The organism is Demequina gelatinilytica (assembly GCF_000971115.1).
Lineage (GTDB): Bacteria > Actinomycetota > Actinomycetes > Actinomycetales > Demequinaceae > Demequina > Demequina gelatinilytica.
This window is the reverse complement of the sequence record NZ_BBLV01000014.1, coordinates 61,440-83,273: the sequence shown is the minus strand read 5'-3', so window position 1 is coordinate 83,273 and position 21,834 is coordinate 61,440. Positions and strand designations below refer to the sequence as shown.

The 21,834-nt window shown below is 71.0% G+C and carries 23 protein-coding genes; 11 read left to right on the top strand and 12 right to left on the bottom strand.

Annotated features, from left to right (window positions below; genetic code table 11):
- Positions 1 to 590, bottom strand: a 590-nt coding sequence (locus AOM00_RS11995; protein WP_304524076.1) for a biotin/lipoyl-containing protein, incomplete at its 3' end; no start/stop codon positions are given.
- A gap of 27 nt (positions 591 to 617) precedes the next feature.
- A complete protein-coding gene (gene lpdA / locus AOM00_RS11990; RefSeq protein WP_439644931.1) occupies positions 618 to 2,003 on the bottom strand; it encodes a dihydrolipoyl dehydrogenase in 1,386 nt (461 codons plus the stop codon).
- 114 nt (positions 2,004 to 2,117) lie between these two features.
- On the opposite strand from lpdA, the gene AOM00_RS11985 reads away from it, so the two are divergent.
- Positions 2,118 to 2,453, top strand: coding sequence for a hypothetical protein (locus tag AOM00_RS11985; RefSeq protein ID WP_062518004.1), 336 nt, complete (start codon positions 2,118 to 2,120; stop codon positions 2,451 to 2,453).
- Positions 2,454 to 2,625: 172 nt separating this feature from the next.
- Here the strand turns inward: AOM00_RS11985 and AOM00_RS11980 are convergent, their stop codons facing one another.
- On the bottom strand, positions 2,626 to 4,068 hold the full coding sequence (locus tag AOM00_RS11980) for a leucyl aminopeptidase (protein WP_062518003.1): 1,443 nt from the start codon (positions 4,066 to 4,068) through the stop codon (positions 2,626 to 2,628).
- 33 nt (positions 4,069 to 4,101) lie between these two features.
- Between AOM00_RS11980 and AOM00_RS11975 the strand changes: the two genes are divergently transcribed.
- A complete protein-coding gene (locus tag AOM00_RS11975; protein WP_062518011.1) occupies positions 4,102 to 5,118 on the top strand; it encodes a quinone-dependent dihydroorotate dehydrogenase in 1,017 nt (338 codons plus the stop codon).
- A gap of 35 nt (positions 5,119 to 5,153) precedes the next feature.
- On the opposite strand, the gene AOM00_RS11970 is transcribed toward AOM00_RS11975, so the two are convergent.
- Entirely contained in the window at positions 5,154 to 6,221 is a 1,068-nt protein-coding gene (locus AOM00_RS11970) for a TDT family transporter (protein ID WP_062518002.1), read from the bottom strand.
- Between the two features lie 83 nt (positions 6,222 to 6,304).
- On the opposite strand from AOM00_RS11970, the gene AOM00_RS11965 reads away from it, so the two are divergent.
- Positions 6,305 to 7,204 carry a LysR family transcriptional regulator gene (locus AOM00_RS11965; RefSeq protein WP_062518001.1) on the top strand — a complete coding sequence of 300 codons (900 nt, stop codon included), beginning with the start codon at positions 6,305 to 6,307 and terminating at the stop codon, positions 7,202 to 7,204.
- Here AOM00_RS11965 and AOM00_RS11960 read toward each other — a convergent pair.
- The 4 genes from AOM00_RS11960 to nadA all read right to left on the bottom strand — a co-directional run bounded on the left by AOM00_RS11960 (position 7,169) and on the right by nadA (position 10,901).
- Positions 7,169 to 7,849 (bottom strand): phosphoribosyltransferase, encoded by a 681-nt coding sequence (locus tag AOM00_RS11960; protein WP_062518000.1) that lies wholly within the window; start codon positions 7,847 to 7,849, stop codon positions 7,169 to 7,171. The genes AOM00_RS11965 and AOM00_RS11960 overlap by 36 nt on opposite strands.
- Positions 7,850 to 8,006: 157 nt before the next feature.
- Positions 8,007 to 9,014 carry an aldo/keto reductase family protein gene (locus tag AOM00_RS11955; protein WP_062517999.1) on the bottom strand — a complete coding sequence of 336 codons (1,008 nt, stop codon included), beginning with the start codon at positions 9,012 to 9,014 and terminating at the stop codon, positions 8,007 to 8,009.
- A 110-nt stretch (positions 9,015 to 9,124) separates the two neighbouring features.
- Entirely contained in the window at positions 9,125 to 9,688 is a 564-nt protein-coding gene (locus AOM00_RS11950) for a DUF3043 domain-containing protein (protein WP_062517998.1), read from the bottom strand.
- A gap of 10 nt (positions 9,689 to 9,698) precedes the next feature.
- Positions 9,699 to 10,901 (bottom strand): quinolinate synthase NadA, encoded by a 1,203-nt coding sequence (gene nadA, locus AOM00_RS11945; RefSeq protein ID WP_062517997.1) that lies wholly within the window; start codon positions 10,899 to 10,901, stop codon positions 9,699 to 9,701.
- A gap of 151 nt (positions 10,902 to 11,052) precedes the next feature.
- Between nadA and AOM00_RS11940 the strand changes: the two genes are divergently transcribed.
- Positions 11,053 to 11,922: a glycerate kinase gene (locus AOM00_RS11940; protein WP_062517996.1), complete on the top strand. Its 870-nt coding sequence runs from the start codon at positions 11,053 to 11,055 to the stop codon at positions 11,920 to 11,922.
- Between the two features lie 86 nt (positions 11,923 to 12,008).
- On the top strand, positions 12,009 to 12,362 hold the full coding sequence (erpA, locus tag AOM00_RS11935) for an iron-sulfur cluster insertion protein ErpA (protein WP_062517995.1): 354 nt from the start codon (positions 12,009 to 12,011) through the stop codon (positions 12,360 to 12,362).
- Between the two features lie 6 nt (positions 12,363 to 12,368).
- On the opposite strand, the gene AOM00_RS11930 is transcribed toward erpA, so the two are convergent.
- Together AOM00_RS11930 and AOM00_RS11925 are read right to left on the bottom strand one after the other, a co-directional pair.
- A complete protein-coding gene (locus AOM00_RS11930) occupies positions 12,369 to 12,626 on the bottom strand; it encodes a sulfurtransferase TusA family protein (RefSeq protein ID WP_062517994.1) in 258 nt (85 codons plus the stop codon).
- Between the two features lies 1 nt (position 12,627).
- Complete coding sequence (locus tag AOM00_RS11925; RefSeq protein WP_062517993.1) at positions 12,628 to 13,758, bottom strand: cysteine desulfurase family protein; 1,131 nt, start codon at positions 13,756 to 13,758, stop codon at positions 12,628 to 12,630.
- 32 nt (positions 13,759 to 13,790) lie between these two features.
- Between AOM00_RS11925 and ctaC the strand changes: the two genes are divergently transcribed.
- From ctaC to AOM00_RS11895, 6 genes are all read left to right on the top strand, one after another.
- The gene (ctaC, locus tag AOM00_RS11920; RefSeq protein ID WP_169746849.1) at positions 13,791 to 14,666 is read left to right on the top strand and encodes an aa3-type cytochrome oxidase subunit II; all 876 of its coding nucleotides are present in this window, start codon (positions 13,791 to 13,793) and stop codon (positions 14,664 to 14,666) included.
- Complete coding sequence (ctaD, locus tag AOM00_RS11915; RefSeq protein ID WP_062517992.1) at positions 14,666 to 16,378, top strand: aa3-type cytochrome oxidase subunit I; 1,713 nt, start codon at positions 14,666 to 14,668, stop codon at positions 16,376 to 16,378. The genes ctaC and ctaD overlap by 1 nt, the downstream gene beginning before the upstream one ends.
- Positions 16,379 to 16,390: 12 nt before the next feature.
- The gene (locus AOM00_RS11910; protein WP_062517991.1) at positions 16,391 to 16,792 is read left to right on the top strand and encodes a cytochrome c oxidase subunit 4; all 402 of its coding nucleotides are present in this window, start codon (positions 16,391 to 16,393) and stop codon (positions 16,790 to 16,792) included.
- A gap of 141 nt (positions 16,793 to 16,933) precedes the next feature.
- On the top strand, positions 16,934 to 17,227 hold the full coding sequence (locus tag AOM00_RS11905; RefSeq protein WP_062518009.1) for a DUF4287 domain-containing protein: 294 nt from the start codon (positions 16,934 to 16,936) through the stop codon (positions 17,225 to 17,227).
- Between the two features lie 46 nt (positions 17,228 to 17,273).
- A complete protein-coding gene (locus AOM00_RS11900; RefSeq protein WP_062517990.1) occupies positions 17,274 to 17,765 on the top strand; it encodes a GNAT family N-acetyltransferase in 492 nt (163 codons plus the stop codon).
- A 28-nt stretch (positions 17,766 to 17,793) separates the two neighbouring features.
- Complete coding sequence (locus AOM00_RS11895) at positions 17,794 to 20,181, top strand: ATP-binding cassette domain-containing protein (RefSeq protein ID WP_174442342.1); 2,388 nt, start codon at positions 17,794 to 17,796, stop codon at positions 20,179 to 20,181.
- Between the two features lie 4 nt (positions 20,182 to 20,185).
- On the opposite strand, the gene AOM00_RS11890 is transcribed toward AOM00_RS11895, so the two are convergent.
- Positions 20,186 to 20,896: a potassium channel family protein gene (locus AOM00_RS11890; protein WP_062517988.1), complete on the bottom strand. Its 711-nt coding sequence runs from the start codon at positions 20,894 to 20,896 to the stop codon at positions 20,186 to 20,188.
- A 108-nt stretch (positions 20,897 to 21,004) separates the two neighbouring features.
- Entirely contained in the window at positions 21,005 to 21,625 is a 621-nt protein-coding gene (locus tag AOM00_RS11885) for a superoxide dismutase (protein WP_062517987.1), read from the bottom strand.
- Positions 21,626 to 21,834 lie beyond the last annotated feature (209 nt).

The window sequence follows — 21,834 nt, the reverse complement described above, 5'->3', positions numbered from 1 at the left end:
ATGCGGGCCAGCACGGAGCCGACCTCGGCGATCTCGTCCTCGGCCACCAGGATCTCCGTGAGCACGCCCGCGAAGGGCGACGGGATCTCGGTGTCGACCTTGTCGGTCGAGACCTCGAGGAGCGGCTCGTCCGCGTCGACGGAGTCGCCGACCGCCTTGAGCCAGCGGGTGACGGTGCCCTCGGTGACGGACTCGCCCAGCGCGGGAAGGGTCACGTCGCGGCCGCCTGCGGCCGGGGCAGCGGTGGGCGCCGGTGCGGCGGGAGCCGGGGCCGGCTCCTCGACCGGGGCGGGCGCGGCCTCGGGCGCCGGGGTCGCGGCCTCGGGGGCCGGAGCGGCGGCAGGCGCCTCGCCGGCCTCGCCGATGCGCGCGAGGATCGCGCCGACCTCGGCCTCCTCGTCCTCCTGGACGAGGATCTCGAGGAGCGTGCCCGCGAAGGGCGACGGGATCTCGGTGTCGACCTTGTCGGTCGAGACCTCGAGGAGCGGCTCGTCCGCGGCGACGGTGTCGCCGACGGCCTTGAGCCAGCGGGTGACGGTGCCCTCGGTGACGGACTCGCCGAGAGCGGGAAGGGTGACGTCGTTGCTCATGGGTTCTTCTTCCTCAGTCGAAGCGGATCAGTCGTGGGCGTGCAGGGGCTTGCCGGCGAGCGCGAGGTGCGCCTCTCCGAGAGCCTCGTTCTGCGTCGGGTGGGCGTGGATGAGCGGGGCGACGTCCTCGGGGTGCGCCTCCCAGCTCACGATGAGCTGCGCCTCGCCGATCTGCTCGCCCACGCGGGCGCCGAGCATGTGGACGCCGACGACGGGTCCGTCCTGGACGCGCACGAGCTTGACGAAGCCGGTGGTGCCGAGGATCTGGCTCTTGCCGTTGCCGCCGAGGTTGTACTCGAGGGTCTGGACCTTGTCCTCGCCGTACTGCTCCTTGGCCTTGGCCTCCGTGAGGCCCACGGACGCGACCTCGGGGTCGCAGTAGGTGACGCGCGGGATGTTCGCCTCGACGATCGGCTGCGGCGCGAGGCCCGCGATCTGCTCGGCGACGAAGATGCCCTGCTGGAAGCCGCGGTGCGCGAGCTGCAGGCCGGGGACGATGTCGCCGACCGCGTAGATGTTGCCCACGCCCGTGTGGAGGCGCTCATCGGTGAGCACGAAGCCGCGGTCGACGCGGATGCCCTGCTCCTCGTAGCCGAGGTCCGCGGTGCGCGGGCCACGGCCCACGGCGACCAGCATGACGTCGGCCTCCAGGACGGTGCCGTCCTCGAGGGTGACCTTGACGCCCGCATCGGACTGCTCGACGCCCTGGAAGCGGACGCCGACCTTGAAGTTGATGCCGCGCTTGCGGAACGCGCGCTCGAGCCCCTTGGACAGCGCCTCGTCCTCGTTGGGGGCGAGGTGGGGGAGCGCCTCGACGATGGTGACGTCCGCGCCGAAGGACTTCCACACGGAGGCGAACTCGACGCCGATGACGCCGCCGCCGAGCACGATCGCGCGCTGCGGGACCCACTCCATGCCGAGCGCCTGGTCGGACGTGATGACACGGCCGCCGATCTCGAGGCCGGGGAGCGAGCGCGCGTACGAGCCCGTGCCGAGGATGATGTTCGAGCCGGTGTAGCGCTCGCCGTCCACCTCGATGGTGTCGGGGCCGACCAGACGGCCGTGGCCCTCGATGACGTGGACCTTGCGCGACTTCACGAGGCCCTGGAGGCCGCGGTAGAGGCGGTCGATGACACCCTGCTTGTAGGAGTTCACCTTGGTCATGTCGATGCCGTGGAGCTGCGAGTTGACGCCGTACTTCTCGCCCTCGCGCGCGTTGTCCGCGAGCTCCGCGGCGTGAAGAAGGGCCTTCGTCGGGATGCAGCCGTTATGGAGGCACGTGCCCCCCACCTTCGACTCCTCGACCAGTCCGACCGTGAGGCCGAGCTGGGAGGCGCGCAGGGCAGCGGCATAGCCGCCCGACCCGCCGCCGAGGATGAGGACATCAAACGAGCGTGGGGTGGACTCGGACACTATGGGATCTCCTTGTAAGGGATGTCTGTACCGCCTCATCTTGCCACGGTGCGAGTCGCCCGAGAACCGTGCGCGTTGCGCGCCGTGACGATACCCGGTGGCTACGCTGGGCTCATGGGTCTGTTCTCGTGGATGTCGCGGTCGAAGCACACATCGTCTCCCCAGGGAGGGGGGCGAGATGCGAAGGCCGAGACCATCGCTCACCTCAAGGACTTCGTCGCGTCCCACACCGGTTGCGAGGCCTTCATCGAGCCGCCGACGCGCGTGACGCAGACGACCATGGTCATCGTCGCCGACACGGGCGAGTGGACGCGCCGACGGGTCCCCGACGAGGCCGCCGCGCGCAAGCTCGCGCAGCAGCTCTCGCTGCCCGCCTTCGACGTCAACCTGTCGGGCTACCCGTCGCGCATGCGCGAGTGGAACGAGAAGCAGCGCAAGAGCCACGGCTGACGCCCGCACGACGCGCGCCGACAGTCACAACGGAGGGCGTCCCGGTTTCGCGGTGTGTCGCCACGGTTGCGGCCCGACACGCCCGCGATCCGGGACCAGCTCCGTTCGGACTGTCAGAGGAAAGGCCCGGCCCCCTCGCGGGGGCCGGGCCTTCGCGGCGTTCAGCGCGTGATCACGCCTGCGCGCGCTCCTCGAGGAAGCGGAACAGGGTGCGCAGCGAGTGCCCGGTCGAGCCCGCGACGTTCTCGGCCCACGGCTTGCCCTCGTTGTAGGACGGGCGCGCGATGTCGAGGTGCGCCCACGGGGTGTCGCCCACGAACTCGCGGAGGAAGATGCCGGCGGAGAGCATGCCGCCGCCCTGCGGGTCGCCGATGTTCTGCAGGTCCGCGATCTTGGAGTCGATCGACTCGCGCAGGTGCTCGGGCAGGGGCATCGCCCACATCGCCTCGTCGACCTCGTTCGCGCGGGCCACGATCTCGTCGCGGATCTCGGCGGTGCCCATGACCCCCGAGGTGCGGGTGCCGAGCGCGACGCCCTGCGCGCCGGTGAGGGTCGCGACGTCGAGCAGCACGTCCGGGTTCTCCTCGCGTGCCTTGACCAGGCCGTCGGCCATGACCAGGCGGCCCTCGGCGTCGGTGTTGAGCACCTCGACGGTCTGACCGCCGTAGATGCGGATGACGTCGGAGGGACGCTGCGCGGTGCCGGAGGGCATGTTCTCCGCGATGCACAGCCAGGCGGTGACCGCGATGGGGAGCTCGGCACGCGCTGCCGCGATGACGGCGTGCAGCACCGTGGCGGCGCCGGTCATGTCGGACTTCATGGTCTCCATCGACTTCGACGGCTTGAGCGAGATGCCGCCGGTGTCGAACGTGATGCCCTTGCCCACGAGCGCCACGGTCTGCGTCGCACCCTCGGGCTTGTAGGCCACCTTCACCAGGCGCGGCAGGCGGGAGGAGCCCATGCCGACGGCGAGGATGCCGCCGAAGCCCTCCGTCGCGAGGCGGTTCGCGTCCCAGACCTCGACCTCGGCGCCGACCTGGGCGCCCAGCTGCTCGGCGACCTCGGCGAACGAGCCGGGGTAGAGGTCCAGCGGCGGGGTGTTGACGAGGTCGCGGATGCCCGCGGCGGCCTGCACCAGGATGGTGGCGCGCTCGATCGCGGCCTCCGAGGCGCCGGCGACGACCCACTCGGTGTCGGTACCGGCGTTCTCGTCGGACTTGTAGTCGGTGAACGTGTACGCGCCGAGCACGGCGCCCTGCGCGATGGCGACGGCGTCCGTGTCCGATGCGATCGGGAGCGCGACGACGACCTTGGACGGCTTCTTGCCGACCTGGCGCGAGGCCTCGCCGGCGGCGGCACGGAGGTCCGCGTCCGAGCCCGAGCCGATGCCGACGACCACGATGCGGCGGGCCTCGGTGCCGGCGCCCGGCACGACGGTGACCTTGCCGGCCTTGGAGGAGGCGTCGAGGAGCTCGGCGCCGGCGGCGATGGTCTCGCGCGCCTCGTCGGAGAGCAGCGGGTGGGCTGCGACGGTGCTGTCGGCCGTCCAGCCGACGATGATGGCGTCGGCCTCGAGGGACGCGACCTGGTCCTGGGTGGTGGTGATGGAGGTCATGGCGTCGAGCCTAGCCCCGGTAGTTTGGGACTCGTGTACGTCCCCCTCTACCGCCATGTCCTCTCGCACGTCGACGCCGAGCGTGCGCACCGCTTCGGGGTCGCCGCGATCGGCCGCAACGCCTGGGCCTTCCGGACCATGCGTGCCGTCGGCCTCGTCGCCCGGCCCCACCGCGCGGGTGCGGTGGAGACGCTCGGGCTGACCTTCCCTGCCCCCGTGGGTCTCGCGGCGGGCATGGACAAGGACGCGGAGGCGGTCGCGGGGCTCGCGGCCGCGGGCTTCGGGTTCGTCGAGGTGGGGACCGTGACCCCGAAGGGCCAGCCGGGCAACGAGAAGCCGCGCTCGTGGCGCGAGAAGGACGTCAGCGGCCTGCGCAACCGCATGGGGTTCAACAACGAGGGCGCGGATGCGATGGCGGCCCGCCTCGCGGCGCTGCGCGCCACCGCAGCCGGCCGACGCATCGTGCTCGGCGTGAACCTGGGCAAGAACAAGACGACGGCACCCGAGGACGCGGCGGCAGACTACGCGTACTCGGCGCGGCTGCTCGCGCCGTATGCCTCCTACCTGGTGGTGAACGTGTCCTCGCCCAACACCCCTGGCCTGCGCGACCTGCAGTCCGTCGAGACGCTGCGTCCCATCCTGGCCGCGACCCGTGCGGCCGCGGACCAGGCGGTCGCCGACCGCAAGGTGCCGCTGCTGGTGAAGATCGCCCCCGATCTTGCGGACGACGACGTGGACGCCGTCGCCGCGCTCGCTCTCGAGCTGGGGCTCGACGGCATCGTGGCGTCGAACACGACCATCGCGCACGACCGCGGACCAGGCGGCCTCTCCGGCCCCGTGCTGCTGCCGCGCCTTCTCGAGGTGGTCGCGCGCCTGAGGGCGCGCGTGGGTCCCGACATGTGCCTCATCGGCGTGGGCGGGATCTCCTCCGAGCCGGACGCGCGCGCGGTCCTCGCGGCAGGGGCCACGCTGCTCCAGGTGTACACGGCCTTCGTCTACCAGGGCCCGTGGTGGGTCGCGCGTCTCAACCGGTCGCTCACCGCCTCCTGATCCCGCCTCCGGAGCCGGGACGCGCACCTGCACCCCTAGGCCGCGACGAGCTCCTGCGGGCCGCTCACCTTGCGCGCGTCTCGCACGGTCCCCCTCGCAGCCACGCCCCACCCGGCGAGCAGCAGGGCGAACAGCGCGACCGCGACCGCATCGAGAGCCACCGCGCCGGTGTGCGAAGCGAGGGACGATGCCCCGGTCACCATGGTCCCCACGGGGAACGTGAACGCCCACCACGCGAGCGAGAACGGCAGGCCCTCCCGCGCCGTGACCGCGGTCACCGCGCCCGCGATCGCGAGCCACAGCAGCGCGAAGCCCATCACCGGGATCCCGTACAGCAGCGCGAACAGCGTGAGCGCGTGCTCGGTCACCCCCAACGCCGGGCCCGCATGGTCCGCGAGCAGACCCGCCGCGGTCACCGACTGGCCCAGCGGTCCCAGCACGATCCACATGGTCGGCACCGTCCGCAGCTCGGCGCGCCCGTGGTGGGCGAGGCGGGACCAGACCTGGGGGATGAGGGCGAGCGCGGCAAGCGCGGAGGCGCCGAACATCGCGTAGCAGGCGAGCGCCATGGTCTGCGCCGCCGTCCCCTCGAGGTGGGGCAGCAGCAGCGCGCCGGCGGCGGCGGACACCATGGGCGGGACGACCGGCATGAGCCACGCTCCCGTCGCGGCGTCGGCCTCGACGCGGTGGCGCGTGAAGGCGAGCACCGGCACCCCCACCGCGGTGGCGAGCCCGAGCGCCGTGCCGAGCGTCCAGAGCGCGATGTCGATCGCGAGCGCCGCGTCCCCGAGCACGGGCGACGCGACCAGCAGCGTCGCGGTCCCGAAGGCGAGCAGGCCCATCGCCGGTGCGCCGTAGAAGTGCGCGACCGCGGGGTCGAGGAGGTATCCGCGCAGCGCCGCGGGGTCGCTGCGCAGGTGCGCGACCGTGCCCGCGACGGCCGCCACCAGCAGGATGCCGGCGAGCGCCCATGCGGTCCACGCGAGCGCCGCGAGGCCTGGGAGCCTCACCGGGAGGGAGTGCGCCGCGGTGGCGATGATCGACGTCCCCATCACGGCCGCGAACCAGTTCGGCGGGACGGGCACGATGCGGGAGATGGTCATGGACCCACCATCCCAAGCGCAGCATGCGGTCGGTAGTGCGAGAATCATGGCGAACCACAAGCACAGGTTGTGACGGAGGATGCATGGCGGCGACGTCGATCGAGGAGCTGCGGATGCTGGTCGAGGTCGAGCTTCGGGGGAGCCTCACCGGCGCCGCCCAGCAGCTCGGTGTGAGCCAGCAGGCGGTGTCGCAGCGGATGCGCGCGCTCGAACGACGCTGGGGCCTCGCATTGTTCTCGCGCACCGCGCGCGGCACCGCCCTGACCGACCACGGCGTGATGGTGGCGGGCTGGGCGGGCACGGTGCTGCAGCACGTCGACGGCTTCGAGTCGGCCGTCGCGGCTCTGAGGTCGGACCGCGCGGCGCATGTGCGCATCGGCGCGAGCCTCACCGTCGCCGAGCATCTGCTCCCGGGCTGGCTCGTCGCCTATGCGGCGGAGCCGGACGCGGCGCAGGTGGAGCTCACGGCGGTCAACAGCGCGACGGTCGCCGAGCGCGTCCGTGCCGGCACCTACGACCTCGGCTTCGTCGAGACGCCGGAGCCGCCCGCGCGGCTCGCGGCGCTCGTGGTCGCGCACGACGAGGTCGCGATCGTGGTCGCCGCGGGGCATCCCTGGGCGCGTCGCACCTCGGTGTCGGCCGCCGAGCTCGCGCGCACGCCGCTCCTCAGCCGCGAGCCGGGCTCCGGCACGCGGCTCACCCTCGAGCGTGCGCTCGAGAGCGTCCTCGGGCCGGACTCCGTGGCCGCGCCGGCGGCGGAGCTGTCGACCACAGCAGCGATCCGGGCGACGGTGCTCGCGGGCGGGGGAGTGGCCGCGCTGAGCGAGCGCGCCGTTCGCGACGACGTCGAGGCGGGCCGCCTGCATCGTGTCCGTGTCGACGGGCCGCTGCTCACGCGCCCGCTCGCGGCCGTGTGGGACCCCCGTCGCCGCCTGTCGCCTGCGGCGTCACGCATCCTCGCCATCGCCGACAGCGGGCGCTGACCCCGCCTCGGCGAGGCGGCGCAGCACCTCGGCATCGGGGGTCTGCGAGAAGTCGAGGTACCACTGACCCACCGCCATGAGCCGGTCCGGGATGAGAGCTGCGAGGGCGAGATCCGCGCTGCCGTCGCGCATGAGCGCGTGGAGGGAGTCGGGCGCGGCGACGCCCGCGGCGACGATGACCCGCGTCGCCCCGGCCGCGCGCGCGACGCGGGCCGCCGCCCTGGCCGTGCCTCCCGTCGCGATCCCGTCGTCGACCACGATCGCGGTGCGTCCGCCGAGCGGTACCCGGGTGCGGACCGCGCGGTACCGCGCCACCGCATCGTCCAGGCGCGCCCGCTCCCGCGCCTCGACCGCCGCGACGTCGGCCTCGTCGAGCTGGAGCGCGCGCATCGAGTCCTCGTCGACCACCCGCACCCCGCCCTCGCCGATCGCGCCGAAGCCGTACTCGGGGTTGCCCGGCGCGCCCAGCTTGCGCACCACGCACACGTCGAGCGGGAGCCCCAGGCCGCGCGCGATCGCGGCGCCGACGGGCACCCCGCCGCGCGGCAGCGCGAGCACCACGGCCTCGGTGCCTGCGCCCTGCGTCACGAGGGGCGACAGGAGCCACGTGAGCCTCCCGCCCGCATCGTCGCGGTCGCGCAACATGTCCACGCCTCCAGTGTGCGCCCGGGGCGGGAACAGACGCGAGGGTCCGTGCGTTCCCCTCATGCACGCACCTGCCAGGCGTGCACGCATTGTTTTCTCCTTTGATGCAGCGAAGGCCCCGGGGTCACCCCCCGGGGCCTTCGTCATGCGGGACGGCTCAGCGGTGCGCGGGGCCGGCCTCCGTGGTGCGGGCGGGGTCGCGCTCGACCACGTCTCCCAGGACCTCGTCGATCCTGGTCATGAGCTCTGCGGGGATCTCCACGCCGGAGGCCTTCGCGTTGTCGCGCACCTGCTCGGGGCGCGAGGCGCCGATGATCGCCGCGGCGACGTTGTCGTTCTGCAGCACCCACGCGATCGCGAGCTGCGCCATGGTGAGGCCCAGCTCGTCCGCGATGGGCTGCAGCCCCTGGACGCGCGTGAGGATGTCCTCGCCCATCCAGCGCTCGATGAAGCGCGCTCCGGACTTCTCGTCGGTCGCGCGCGAACCCGCGGGGGCCGGCTGGCCGGGCTTGTACTTGCCGGTGAGCACGCCCTGCGCGACGGGCGACCAGACGATCTGGCTCACGCCCACCTCCTTCGAGGCGGGCACCACCTGGTCCTCGATGACGCGCCACAGCATCGAGTACTGGGGCTGCGAGGACACGAACGGGATGCGCAGCTCCTTCGCGAGCGCGGCGCCCGCGCGGATCTGGTCCGCGGTCCATTCGCTGACGCCGATGTAGTGCGCCTTGCCGGCGTGGACGATGTCCGCGAACGCGCTCATCGTCTCCTCGAGCGGCGTGTCGTAGTCGTAGCGGTGCGCCTGGTAGAGATCGACGTAGTCGGTCTGGAGCCGCTTCAGCGACCCGTTGATGGACTCCATGATGTGCTTGCGGGACAGGCCCATGTCGTTGGCGCCGCCGGGGCCGGTGGACCAGAACACCTTGGTGAAGATCTCGAGGCTCTCGCGCCGCTCGCCCTTGAGCGCCTCGCCCAGGACCACCTCGGCCTGGGTGTTCGCGTACACGTCCGCGGTGTCGAAGGAGCTGATGCCCACGTCGAGGGCGGCCTGCACGCACGCCTTCGCCTGGTCGTTCTCGACCTGTGATGCGTGGGTGATCCAGTTGCCGTAGGTGAGCTCGGTGATCTTGAGCCCGGAGTTGCCGAGGTAGCGATAGTTGACCATCCCTCGACCCTAGGACACATCTCCGGCACCAGGGTGCGCCGCGAAGCGCGAAGGGCGCCCAGGGCACAGGGATGGACCTGTGCCGAGGACGCCCTTCGGGACGATGCGGTTCAGACGGGGTACTCGCCCCGCTTGACCTTCGGCTTGGGCGCGCGGAAGCGTCGCAGGTTGAGGTGGCGCGCGATGACGTAGAACGTCCAGCCGCGGGGGAGCTTGTTCTCGCCGAACTTCGCGATGAAGCGCTTCTTGAGGCGGCGCGTCATGATGAAGGTCTCGATGCCGACCACGAGCACCATGAAGTAGAACAGCGCGATGAGCGCGACCGCCGCGGCGCCCGTCACCGCGAGCGACAGGATCACGAAGACGATCGACAGGGGGAGCAGGAACTCGCCCGGCGCGGTGCGCGCGTCGACGTAGTCGCGGAGGAACCGGCGCTCGGGGCCGCGGTGCTCGAGCGGCATGTGCCGCTCGTCGCCCTCGCGCATCGCCTGCCACTCCTTGTCGCGCGCCGTCCGCTGCTGCTCGCGCTGCTGCTTCTTGGCCGCCTTGGTGTCGGCGATGACCGGGCGCCTGCGCAGCGCCTCCTGGTCCTTGCGCTTCGGGGTCGGCTTGCCCTTCTTACCGGGGACCTCGACGCCGGGGAGGTCGGTCTCGGGGGTGTTCTTGTCGCTCATGGTGTCTAGATCAGTCCTTGGCAGGGTTCTTGGCGGGAAGCGCGAGCATACGGTCGAGCGCGATCTTCGCGAGCCGCTGGGTCTCGTCGTCCACGACGATGACGTTGGGCACATCGCCGGCGACCAGCGACTCGAGCGCCCACACGAGGTGCGGGAGGTCGATGCGGTTCATCGTCGAGCAGAAGCAGACCGTGTCCTCGAGGAAGTGGATGTCCTTGTCCGGGTGCGCGTTCGCGAGGCGGCGCACCAGGTTGAGCTCGGTGCCGATCACCCAGGACGAGCCGGGCTCGGCCGCGTCGAGGGCCTTGATGATGTACTCGGTCGAGCCGACCATGTCGGCCGCCGTGACCACCTCATGCGTGCACTCCGGGTGCACCAGCACGTTGATGCCGGGCACCTCCTCACGGAAGCGGTCGACGTGCGCCTTGCGGAAGCGGCCGTGCACCGAGCAGTGGCCCTTCCACAGGATCATCCGGGCAGCCTCGACCGCCTCGGGCGTGTTGCCGCCCAGCGGCTTGCGGGGGTCCCAGACGATGCAGTCGTCGAGGGACAGGCCGAGCTGCAGGACCGCCGTGTTGCGTCCCAGGTGCTGGTCGGGCAGGAACAGCACCTTGCCGTCGCCGTCGACGCCGCCCACCTGGCCGAAGGCCCAGTCGAGCGCGACCTCGGCGTTGGAGGACGTGCAGACCACGCCGCCGTGCTCCCCGCAGAACGCCTTGATCGCGGCGGTCGAGTTCATGTACGTGACGGGCACCGTGCGGGAGGCGATGCCGGCCTCCTCGAGCTGGGCCCAGGCATCGTCCACCTGGTTGATGTTGGCCATGTCGGCCATCGAGCAGCCGGCTGCCATGTCCGGCAGGATGACCTGCTGCACGTCGGACGTGAGGATGTCCGCGGACTCCGCCATGAAGTGCACGCCGCAGAACACGATGAACTCAGCCGCGGGACGCGCGGCCGCGTCGCGCGCGAGCTTGAACGAGTCGCCCGTGACGTCCGCGAACTGGATGACCTCGTCGCGCTGATAGTGGTGACCGAGGATGAACACGCGGTCACCGAGCGCCTCCTTGGCGGCGCGGGCGCGGTCCACCAGATCGGGATCCGAGGGCGACGGCAGGGTGCCCGGGCAGTCGACGCCACGCTCCGACAGCGGGTCGCGACGCTCGCCCAGGAGCATCAGCGCAGACGGCGAGGGCTCGTGGAAGGTCTGGGTCATTCGCACATTGTCGCATGCATGGCAGGGCACACTTGAGGCCATGCGTGCCGTCATCGCCGCCCAGAGCTGGCCCCGTGGGGGTGCTGGGACACTCCCTCCTCCCGACACCGCCCGGATCGTCCGAGATGCCTGGTCCGCCACTGCTTCGCACGTGTCGCTCGACGTGGTCCCGACGCCCTCGGGCGGCCCGCGCAGCGCCGATGCGCTGATCGGCACGGAGCATCGCGTCGGCGGGGCGCTCGCTCGCCGGGTGGGCCCGGCGCTGGTGCTGGCGCCGGCCTCCGGCGCCCGCTGGGAGCCGTCCGCGCTGCGCGCCGCGCTGCTGGGGCTCGCCGCGGCGGGGGAGAAGGGGCCCGTGGTGGTCCCGCTCGGCGATGAGGCGCCCGCCGGGGACGCCGTCGACGTCTGGGGCGGCGGGCTCGAGGCCGCGCGCGCCGCCGTGGCGGACCTGGATGTGGTCGCGCTCGTGGGCGCGGACCGCCCGCTCCTCGGGTTCACCGGGATGAGCGCCGCCGTGCGCGACGGACGGGAGCACGATGCGGCGCTCGCCCTCGCGGCGCAGGAGCAGGAGGAGCGCTGGACCGCGGTGGCTCGCGAGGCCGATGCGGTCGCGTCGCGTCGCGCGCTGATCGGCCCGTCACGCCTGTCCGACCAGCCCGGCTCGGGCGCCGCCGGAGGGCTCGCCTACGTCCTCGGTGCGATGGGAGCGCGGCTGGCGCCGGCGGCGGCGGCCCTCGCGGCCCTCACCGGCCTCGAGGCGGCCGCAGCGGACGCGGATGTGGTGGTCGCCGTCGTCGGGCGCCTTCATGCCTCGGACCTGGACCACGGCGCCGCCTCGGCCGCAGCAGCCCTGGCTGCGCGTCGCGGCGTCCCGTGCGTGGTGGTCGCCGCCGAGCTCGGCGTCGGCATGCGGGACCTGATGGCTGCGGGCATCGTCTCGGCGCACGAGGGAGCCCCGGGGGAGGACGGTCTCAGGGATCAGATCCGCCGCGTGGCGCAGACCTGGACGCCGAATCGGTGACATGTCCACCAATTCGCGAGCCGGGGGTACGGAATACCTGCGGACCGGCGTACGCTTGAATCAACACCGAGAGAGAGGAGGCGTCAGTGACTGATATCGCAACCGAGACCAAGTCGCACGGCGTCGTCATCACCGATGCTGCGGCGGCCAAGGTCAGGAGCCTGCTCGAGCAGGAGGGCCGCGACGACCTTCGACTGCGCCTCGCGGTGCAGCCCGGCGGTTGCTCGGGCCTCATCTACCAGCTCTACTTCGACGAGCGTGCGCTGGACGGGGACGCGATCCGCGACTTCGACGGCGTGGAGGTCGTTGTCGACAAGATGTCGGTCCCGTACCTCGACGGTGCGACGATCGACTTCGCGGACACCATCGAGAAGCAGGGTTTCACCATCGACAACCCGAACGCCTCGAGCTCCTGCGCGTGCGGAGACTCCTTCAGCTGATCTGATTCAGCGCAGACGGACGGTGAGGGCTACGCCTTCACCGTCCGTTTCGCTTTCCCCCACGAACTCGTTGCCGGTCATGCGGGCCCATGCGGGCACGTCGATCCGTGCAGCGAGGTCGGTGCACAGCACCGTGAGCTCGGTACCGGGCTCCCGACCACGTGCCGCCTTCGCGAGCTCGATGATCGGCAGCGGGCACAGCAGCCCGGTCGCGTCGACCGTGACGTGGGCGCCGTCCCCGACGGCCGCATCGTCCGCGGTCACGTCACAGCTCCGGCGCGCCGGCCTCGGCGCGAAGATCGGCGAGCACCCGGGGCATGAGGGCGAGCAGGCGCGAGACGTCCGCGTCGGTGACGCCGGGGTGCAGGCCCAGCCGCACGTTGCCGTGGCTCAGCGCACCGACCGCGGCGAGGACGCGGCTCGGCTCGAGCGTGCTGGTGGTGCACGCGGAGCCGGATCCGACCGCGATGCCCTCGCGATCCAGACGTGACAGCAGCGCCTCGCCGTCGACGTAGAGGCACGAGAACGTCACCACATGGGGGAGCCGCTCATCCGGGTCGCCGACCACGTCGACGCCGGGCCACGTCGCGGCCGTCGCCCGCACCCGGTCGACGAGCCCTCGCAGGCGCCCCTGCGTCGCGTCGCGCTGCTCGAGGCGCTCCTGGAGCGCGACCGCCGCGGCGAGCACCGCGGGCACGAGCAGCCCGCCCGGCGCCCAGTCGTCGCCCTCGGGCCACGCGGGCAGCCAGCGCGTACGCGGGCGCATCGCGACCACGCCGAGACCGGCAGGGCCGCCCCAGTCCGCGGGGTTGGCGACCATGGCGTCCCAATGCTCGGGCGCAGGTCCGTGACCGATGCTCGCGGTCGCGTCCACCACGAGCGGCACCTTGGCGGCCGAGGCCGCCTCCATGACCGCGTCGAGCCGCTGCACGGTGCCGATCTCGTGGTTCGCGTGCTGCACCGCGGCGAGCGCGACGTCGGGAACGCCGAGCTCGTGCGACAAGGCGTCCAGGTCGACATGGCCGAGCCGGTCGACCGGCACCGTGGTGACGCGGCCTCCGGTGAGGTGGTGCGCGGCGTGCAGCGTCGCGTCGCGCTCGACCGCCGAGGCGACGATGCGGTCGCGCCCCCGACGCGCCGTGAAGACGCCCGCGAGCACACGCTCGATCGCCAGGTGCGGCGACTGCGACAGGAAGGTGTGCTCGGGTCGCGAGCCGAGCGCCTCGGCGAGCGCCTCGCGCGATGCATCGACGAGCTGCCTGGCACGTCGCGACTCGGTGTGCAGACGGCTCGGGTCGGCCCACCCGTCCGCGAGACCGGAGTGGAACGCCTCGAGCGTCCTGTTCGTCATAGGGGAGGACCCCGAGGCGTCCAGGAACATGCGTGCGGCCTGCATGGCTTCACCGTACAGCGCGCTACACTGCCCGTGTGTCCCTGCTTTCACGTCCCCGCGTGCCCGGAAAAGCCCTGGCAGGCATCGCTGTCCTGGGACTGACGTCCCTCCTGGCAGGATGCGCCAACGGCATCGAGAACGGCGCCCTCCCGAGTTCCCCTGACATCACCAACCACACGGGTCGGATCATCACCCTGTGGAACGGCTCCTGGATCGCCGCGCTCGCCGTCGGCGCCATCACGTGGGGCCTGATCCTGTGGTGCGTGGCGGTCTACCGCAAGCGCAAGGGGGACAACAAGCTCCCCATGCAGACGCGTGCGAACATCCCGCTCGAGCTGATGTACACCATCGTCCCGCTGCTCATGATCGGCGTGCTGTTCAAGTACACCGCCGAGGACATCGCCGCGATCCAGGACACGTCGGCCGAGCCCGACATCCAGATCAACGTGGTCGGCAAGCAGTGGAGCTGGGACTTCAACTACATCGACGACGATGTCTACGACCCGGGCGTCCAGGCGACGCTCACCGGCGAGGAGGGTGTCGAGGAGACGCTCCCCACGCTCTACCTCCCGGTCGACGAGAACGTCGAGTTCACCATCGAGTCGCGCGACGTCATCCACTCGTTCTGGATCCCCGCCTTCCTCTACAAGGTCGACGCGGTCCCCGGCCGCACCAACACCTTCCAGGTGACCCCCACCGAGGAGGGCACGTATCAGGGCAAGTGCGCCGAGCTCTGCGGCGAGTACCACGCCTCGATGCTGTTCAACGTCAAGGTCGTCTCCCGCGAGGAGTACGACGCGCACATGGATGAGCTCCGCGCTGCGGGCTACGAGGGTCAGATCGGCGTCGACGAGTACAGCCGCGACCAGGTGGTCCAGCTCACCGAGGAGCACGAGGAGGCTCAGTCCTGATGGCCACCGTCCCCTACGAGGCCGCTGACACCCAGCGCACCGTCTCCATCCCCGCCGCGCCCACGCGTCGCGGCTCGCTGGTCATCAAGTGGATCACCTCCACCGACCACAAGACCATCGGGTACATGTACCTGATCACGTCGTTCTTCTTCTTCGTCGTGGGCGGTCTGCTCGCGCTGCTGATCCGCGCCGAGCTCTTCGAGCCCGGCATGCAGGTGGTGCAGTCGGCCGAGCAGTACAACCAGCTGTTCACGATGCACGGCACGATCATGCTGCTGCTGTTCGCCACCCCGCTGTTCGCGGGCTTCGCGAACTTCATCATGCCGCTGCAGATCGGTGCGCCCGATGTCGCGTTCCCGCGACTCAACATGCTCGCGTACTGGCTCTACCTCTTCGGCGGCGTCATCGCGATGGCGGGCTTCTTCACGCCCCAGGGCGCGGCGTCGTTCGGCTGGTTCGCCTACGCGCCGCTGTCGAACTCGATCTACTCGCCCGGCGTGGGCGGGGACCTGTGGGTCTTCGGCCTCGCGCTCGGCGGCTTCGGCACCATCCTCGGCTCGGTGAACTTCATCACCACCATCGTCACCATGCGCGCGCCGGGCATGACCATGTTCCGCATGCCGATCTTCACCTGGAACATCCTGGTGACGTCGATGCTGGTGCTGCTCGCGTTCCCCCCGCTCGCGTCGGCGCTGTTCGCGCTCGGCTCGGACCGCGTGCTCCACTCGCAGGTCTTCAACCCGGACAACGGCGGCGCCATCCTGTGGCAGCACCTGTTCTGGTTCTTCGGCCATCCCGAGGTGTACATCATCGCGCTGCCGTTCTTCGGCATCGTCTCCGAGATCTTCCCGGTGTTCTCGCGCAAGCCGCTGTTCGGCTACCACGGCCTCGTGTACGCGACCATCGCGATCGCCGCGCTGTCCGTGACCGTGTGGGCGCACCACATGTACGTCACCGGCGCGGTGCTGCTGCCGTACTTCTCGTTCATGACGATGCTCATCGCGGTCCCGACCGGTGTGAAGTTCTTCAACTGGATCGGCACCATGTGGAGGGGCAAGATCACCTTCGAGACGCCGATGCTGTGGTCGATCGGCTTCCTGGTCACGTTCCTCTTCGGCGGCCTCACGGGCATCATCCTGAGCTCGTCGGTGCTCGACTTCCCGCTGTCCGACTCGTACTTCGTGGTCGCGCACTTCCACTACGTGGTGTTCGGCACCGTGGTGTTCGCGATGTTCGCCGGCTTCTACTTCTGGTGGCCCAAGTTCACCGGCAAGATGCTCGATGAGCGGCTGGGCAAGATCCACTTCTGGCTGCTGTTCGTCGGCTTCCACACCACCTTCCTGGTCCAGCACTGGCTCGGTGCGTGGGGCATGGCGCGTCGCTACGTCGACTACATGCCCGAGGACGGCTTCACGTGGATGAACCAGCTGTCGACCATCGGCGCGTTCGTGCTCGCCGCCTCGACGCTGCCGTTCTTCTGGAACGTCTACATCACCTCGCGCAAGGCGCCCCGGGTGGAGGTCGACGACCCGTGGGGCTTCGGCAACTCGCTCGAGTGGGCGACGTCCTGCCCGCCGCCGCGCCACAACTTCACGTCCATCCCGCGCATCCGCTCGGAGCGCCCCGCGTTCGACCTGCACCACCCCGGTGCCGCGGCACGGGACCACCACCAGGCCGAGCGCGACTCGACCGACCACGCGCCGGTCGCGTAAGGAGGATCCAGCATGCGTACCGAAGCCAACGTCTTCATCGTCCCCGGAGCCTTCTTCTTCCTTGCCGGCACCGCGTACGGCATCTTCACCCACTGGTCCGAGTGGGTCGGGTTCCTCGCGATCTACCTGACCGGCGGCATGTTCGCGATGGTCGCGGTGTACTTCAAGATGCTCGAGAAGCGTCACGGGAAGCGCGCCGAGGACCGTGAGGACGCCGAGATCTCCGAGGATGCGGGCGTGCAGGGCACGTTCGCGCCGTGGAGCTGGTGGCCGCTGCTGTGCGGCGCCGGCGCAGCCCTCGCGTTCGTCGCGATGGCCGTGGGCTGGTGGATCATGGCGCCCGCTGCCGTGGTCGGCGTCTTCGGCCTGGTCGGCTGGGTCATGGAGTTCTCGCGCGGCCAGCACGCGCACTGACCTCAGGCGTTCTCGGAAGCGGCCCGTCCCCGGTGGGGGCGGGCCGCTTCCGCGTGCGGTCCCGGTCGCGGTTGATCATCATCGGCACCCGACCTAAGGTGCCAGCAGGGCGTCGGGGAGATGCCCGGAACGGAGCCGCTCGTGTCCTTCCAGGCGTATCTCGACGCGGTCGAGGCCAAGACCGGCCTGACCCCGCGCCAGCTTGTCGATCTGGCTCATGCCAAGGGATGGGGGCCGGGCACCAAGGCCACGCCTATCGTGGAGTGGCTCCGCGACGACTACGGCCTCGGGCGCGGGCATGCGATGGCGATGGTGCACGTCATCACCAAGGGGGACGCGGTCGATCCCAAGCACGTGGGCTCGGGCGGCACTCACGCGGATCCCTCCGCCCGGCTGTGGCTCGACGGCAAGGACTCGAAGCCCGCCGGCTACTGAGGCGGGCCGCACGCGCGGCGCGGCCCCGTGTGCCATCATCGGCGCCATGCTGATCCGTGACCTCGACGGCGATCCCGGGCTCGAGCTCCTCCCGTTCGTGGTCGACGCCTTCGACTGGAGGGGCAACCAGGGCTGGACGCTCGAGTCGGTCCTCGCCCATCCGCACGTGTCGGCGTATGCGGCCGAGTGGGGGTCCAGGGCAGGTGACCTGGCCCTGGTCGCCGTGGACGATGCGGGGTCACCGGTGGGCGCGGGGTGGTGGCGGTTCGCGGAGCCGGGCCGTCCCGGCTACGGCTACGTCGCGGCCGACATCCCCGAGCTCGGGCTCGGCGTGTCGCGCTCCCACCGCGGCCGCGGGATCGGGAGCGCGCTGCTCGACGCGCTCGTGGCTCGGGCCCGCGAGACAGGGCTGCGCGGCCTCAGCCTCAGCGTCGAGGACGGCAACGACGGTGCCCGGCGCCTGTACGTCCGGAGCGGCTTCGTCACGGTCGGCAGGTCCGGCGAGGCGGACACGATGGTGCTCGACCTCGCGCCCTGAACGCGCGATGTCGGTGCGCCACGCCACAATGGTGACCGTCGCATCGTCCCCCACGACGGGAGCCCCCATGCCCGAGCCCGCGCACGTCGCCGACACCCACGACCTGATCCGGGTCGAAGGTGCCCGTGAGAACAACCTCAAGGACGTCACGGTCGCGATCCCCAAGCGCCGTATCACGGCGTTCACCGGGGTGTCCGGCTCCGGCAAGAGCTCGTTGGTCTTCGACACCATCGCCGCGGAGTCGCAGCGCATGATCAACGAGACCTATTCGGCGTTCGTGCAGGGGTTCATGGACACGCTCGCGCGGCCCGATGTCGACCGGCTCGCGGGGCTCACCACCGCGATCATCGTGGACCAGGAGCGCCTGGGCGCCAACGCGCGCTCGACTGTCGGCACGGTGACCGATGCGAACGCGCTCCTGCGGATCCTCTTCAGCAGGCTGGGCGACCCTCACCTCGGCTCCCCGCAGGCGTACTCCTTCAACGTGCCCTCGGTCTCGGGCCAGGGCGCGATCTCCGTCTCCGGGGGCAAGAAGGAGGTCCGGCCGTTCTCGCAGCTGGGCGGCATGTGCCCGCGCTGCGAGGGCATGGGGAACGTCTCCGACATCGACCTCGGCCAGCTGGTGGACGAGTCGCTGACGCTCAAGGAGGGCGCGATCACGGTCCCCGGCTACACCGCCGACGGCTGGGCCGTGCGGCTCATCGCCAACGTGGTGCCTGGGGACGTGCCGGTCAAGGACTTCACCGCGAAGCAGCGCGAGGAGTTCCTTTACGCGAAGCCCCGGAAGGTCAAGGCCGAGGGCATCAACCTCACCTACGAGGGCCTGGTGCCCAAGATCCAGAAGTCGATGCTGTCCAAGGACGTCGACTCGATGCAGCCGCACATCCGTGCGTTCGTGGAGCGTGCCGTCACCTTCCAGACGTGCCCCGAATGCGTCGGCACGCGGCTCGCGGAGGGCGCCCGCGCATCGCGGATCGCGGGCGTGAGCATCGCCGACGCGTGCGCGATGCAGATCACCGACCTCGCGACGTGGGTGCGCTCGCTCGAGGAGCCGACCGTCGCGCCGCTGCTGCGCTCGCTGGCGGACCTGTGCGAGGGCTTCGTGGAGATCGGGCTGGGCTACCTCTCGCTCGACCGGCCGTCCGGGACCCTGAGCGGCGGCGAGGCGCAGCGCGTCAAGATGATCCGGCACCTGGGCTCCTCGCTCACCGACGTGACCTACGTGTTCGACGAGCCGACCGTGGGCCTCCACCCGCATGACATCCGCCGGATGAACGACCTCCTGGTACGTCTGCGGGACAAGGGCAACACCGTGCTCGTGGTCGAGCACAAGCCCGAGGCGATCGCGATCGCGGACCACGTGGTGGACTTGGGCCCCGGTGCCGGCGCCGGGGGAGGGACCGTGTGCTTCGAGGGCAGCGTCGCCGCGCTGCGCGCGAGCGGCACCCTCACCGGTCGTCATCTGGACGACCGCGCCCGGCTCAAGGAGGCGGTGCGCGACGCCACCGGGACCATCCAGGTGCGCGGCGCGGCGTCCCACAACCTCAAGGACGTCGACGTCGACATCCCGCTGGGCGTGCTGTGCGTGGTGACCGGTGTGGCGGGATCCGGCAAGAGCTCGCTGATCCGGGACTCCATCCCGGCCGGGGAGGACGTGGTCTACGTCGACCAGACGGCCATCAAGGGCTCGCGGCGGTCCAACCCCGCGACCTACACCGGACTGCTCGAGCCGGTCCGCAAGGCCTTCGCCAAGGCCAACGGGGTGAAGCCCGCGCTGTTCAGCGCGAACTCCGAGGGCGCGTGCCCCGTGTGCAACGGCGCGGGCGTGATCTTCACCGACCTGGGCCCGATGGCGACCGTGTCGTCGACGTGCGAGGAGTGCGAGGGGCGTCGCTTCCAGGCGTCGGTGCTCGGGTACACCCTGGGCGGCCGCTCGATCGCCGACGTGCTCGAGATGCCCGTCACCGAGGCGCGCGAGTACTTCGCCGAGGGCGAGGCCCGCACGCCGGCCGCAGCCGCGATCGTCGAGCGGCTCGCGGCGGTGGGGCTCGGCTACCTGAGCCTGGGACAGCCGCTGTCGACGCTGTCCGGCGGGGAGCGGCAGCGCCTCAAGCTCGCGGTCCACATGGGGGACAAGGGCGGCGTGTACGTGCTCGACGAGCCGACCACCGGGCTGCACCTCGCGGACGTCCAGCACCTGCTCGGGCTCCTCGACCACCTGGTGGACTCCGGGCGCTCCGTCATCGTGATCGAGCATCATCAGGCCGTCATGGCGCATGCGGACTGGATCATCGACCTCGGACCGGGTGCCGGCCACGACGGCGGGCGCATCGTCTACGAGGGGACCCCGGCGGACCTGGTCGCCGCGCGGTCGACCCTCACGGGCGAGCATCTCGCCGAGTACGTGGGGGCGTAGCCCGTCAGGAGGGGTCGGTGTCGCGCGGGGCGAAGCCCGCGACGCCCACCAGGCGGGCGATGACCACAGCCACGTAGAGGGTCCCGAGCACCGCCTCGAAGGACCATAGCGAGCGCGCCCACGGTGTCACCGGGACGATGTCGCCGAAGCCGAGCGTCGCGAGCGTCACGTAGCTTCCATAGGTCAGGCCCTGCCAGGTGAGGGTGCCGGTCGCTGCGTTGGGATCGGCGAAGCTGCCGGGGTGGGCGAGCTCGATGAGGCTGGACACGACGCCGAAGACGCCGCCGAGCAGCAGGTACGTGCACACCGCCACGAGCAGGAGGTCGATGGTGCGGACGCCCGGAGGCGGGCTCACGAGCGAGCGCGCAAGAGTCACCACGAGCGCGAGCTGGAGCACCCCCATGCTGGCGAGCATCGCTGCGACCGCGGTCGCGTCCTGCTGCTCGAACGCGTACCACGTGGTCCCCACGACCAGGCCGAGCGAGGCGATGAAGAGCGGCCAGTACCGGCGGCGGTCGGCGTTCGCGCGGCGGATGCTGAACACGACGATGCCGATGTAGGTCAGCAGGTAGACGAGCGTCCACGCGGTGCCCCCGTACGTCACCGGGTACCCGAACTGCAGGACCACCAGCGTGACGAGCAGCAGCCACATCATGGGGCGGTGCTCGATCTCGTCCTCGGCGGTCTCCTCGAGGTGCGAGCCGGTGGTAGCCATGCTCCCACCGTAGCGTCCTCCCTGGTGCCGGAGCAGGAGCGGGGCTGGGACGCACGCTGGGGCGGCCTCCCCTGCGGGAGACCGCCCCTGCGGACGATGCGCGGGCGCCTAGGCGACGATGAGCCCCTGCGTGGCCGTCGCCGTGATGAAGCGCTGCTGGACGTTGGCCCAGTCCACGACGTTCCACCACGCGTTGACGTAGTCGGCCTTGACGTTCTTGTACTGCAGGTAGAACGCGTGCTCCCACATGTCGAGCATGAGCAGCGGGATGAGGCCCACGGGGACGTTGCCCTGCTGGTCGTAGAGCTGGACGATGATGAGCTTCTTGCCGATCGTGTCCCACGCGAGGATCGACCAGCCGGAGCCCATGATGGTCATGGCGTTGTTGGTGAAGTGCGCGCGGAAGCCGTCGAACGAGCCGAAGTGCTCGTCGATCGCCGCGGCCAGCTCGCCCTCGGGCTTGTCGCCGCCGTCGGGCGACATGTTGGTCCAGAACACCGAGTGGTTGGTGTGGCCGCCCAGGTTGAAGGCGAGCGCCTTCTCGAGGCCCGCGATGGCGCCGAAGTCGCCGGACTCGCGCGCGCCCGCCATCTTCTCGAGCGCGGTGTTCGCGCCGGCGACGTAGGCGGCGTGGTGCTTGCTGTGGTGGAGCTCCATGATCTCGCCCGCGATGTACGGGTCGAGGGCACCATAGTCGTAGCTGAGGTCCGGCAGCGTGTAGTCGGCCATTCTTCCTCCAAGGTCGGGCCGCGCTGCCAGGGAGGCGACGCGGCCGGTTTTCCGGGAACGTTCCGAGCCTAGCGGTGACCGGGGACGGAACGTGATGGGACATCCACTCCAACCGGGCCGCATGCCAGGGCATTCCGACACCCCGCAAGCCCTCCCCGAAGTGGTAGGTGATGGTCGGTTCCAGCAGAATCCGCCGCCGCAGTGGTCGC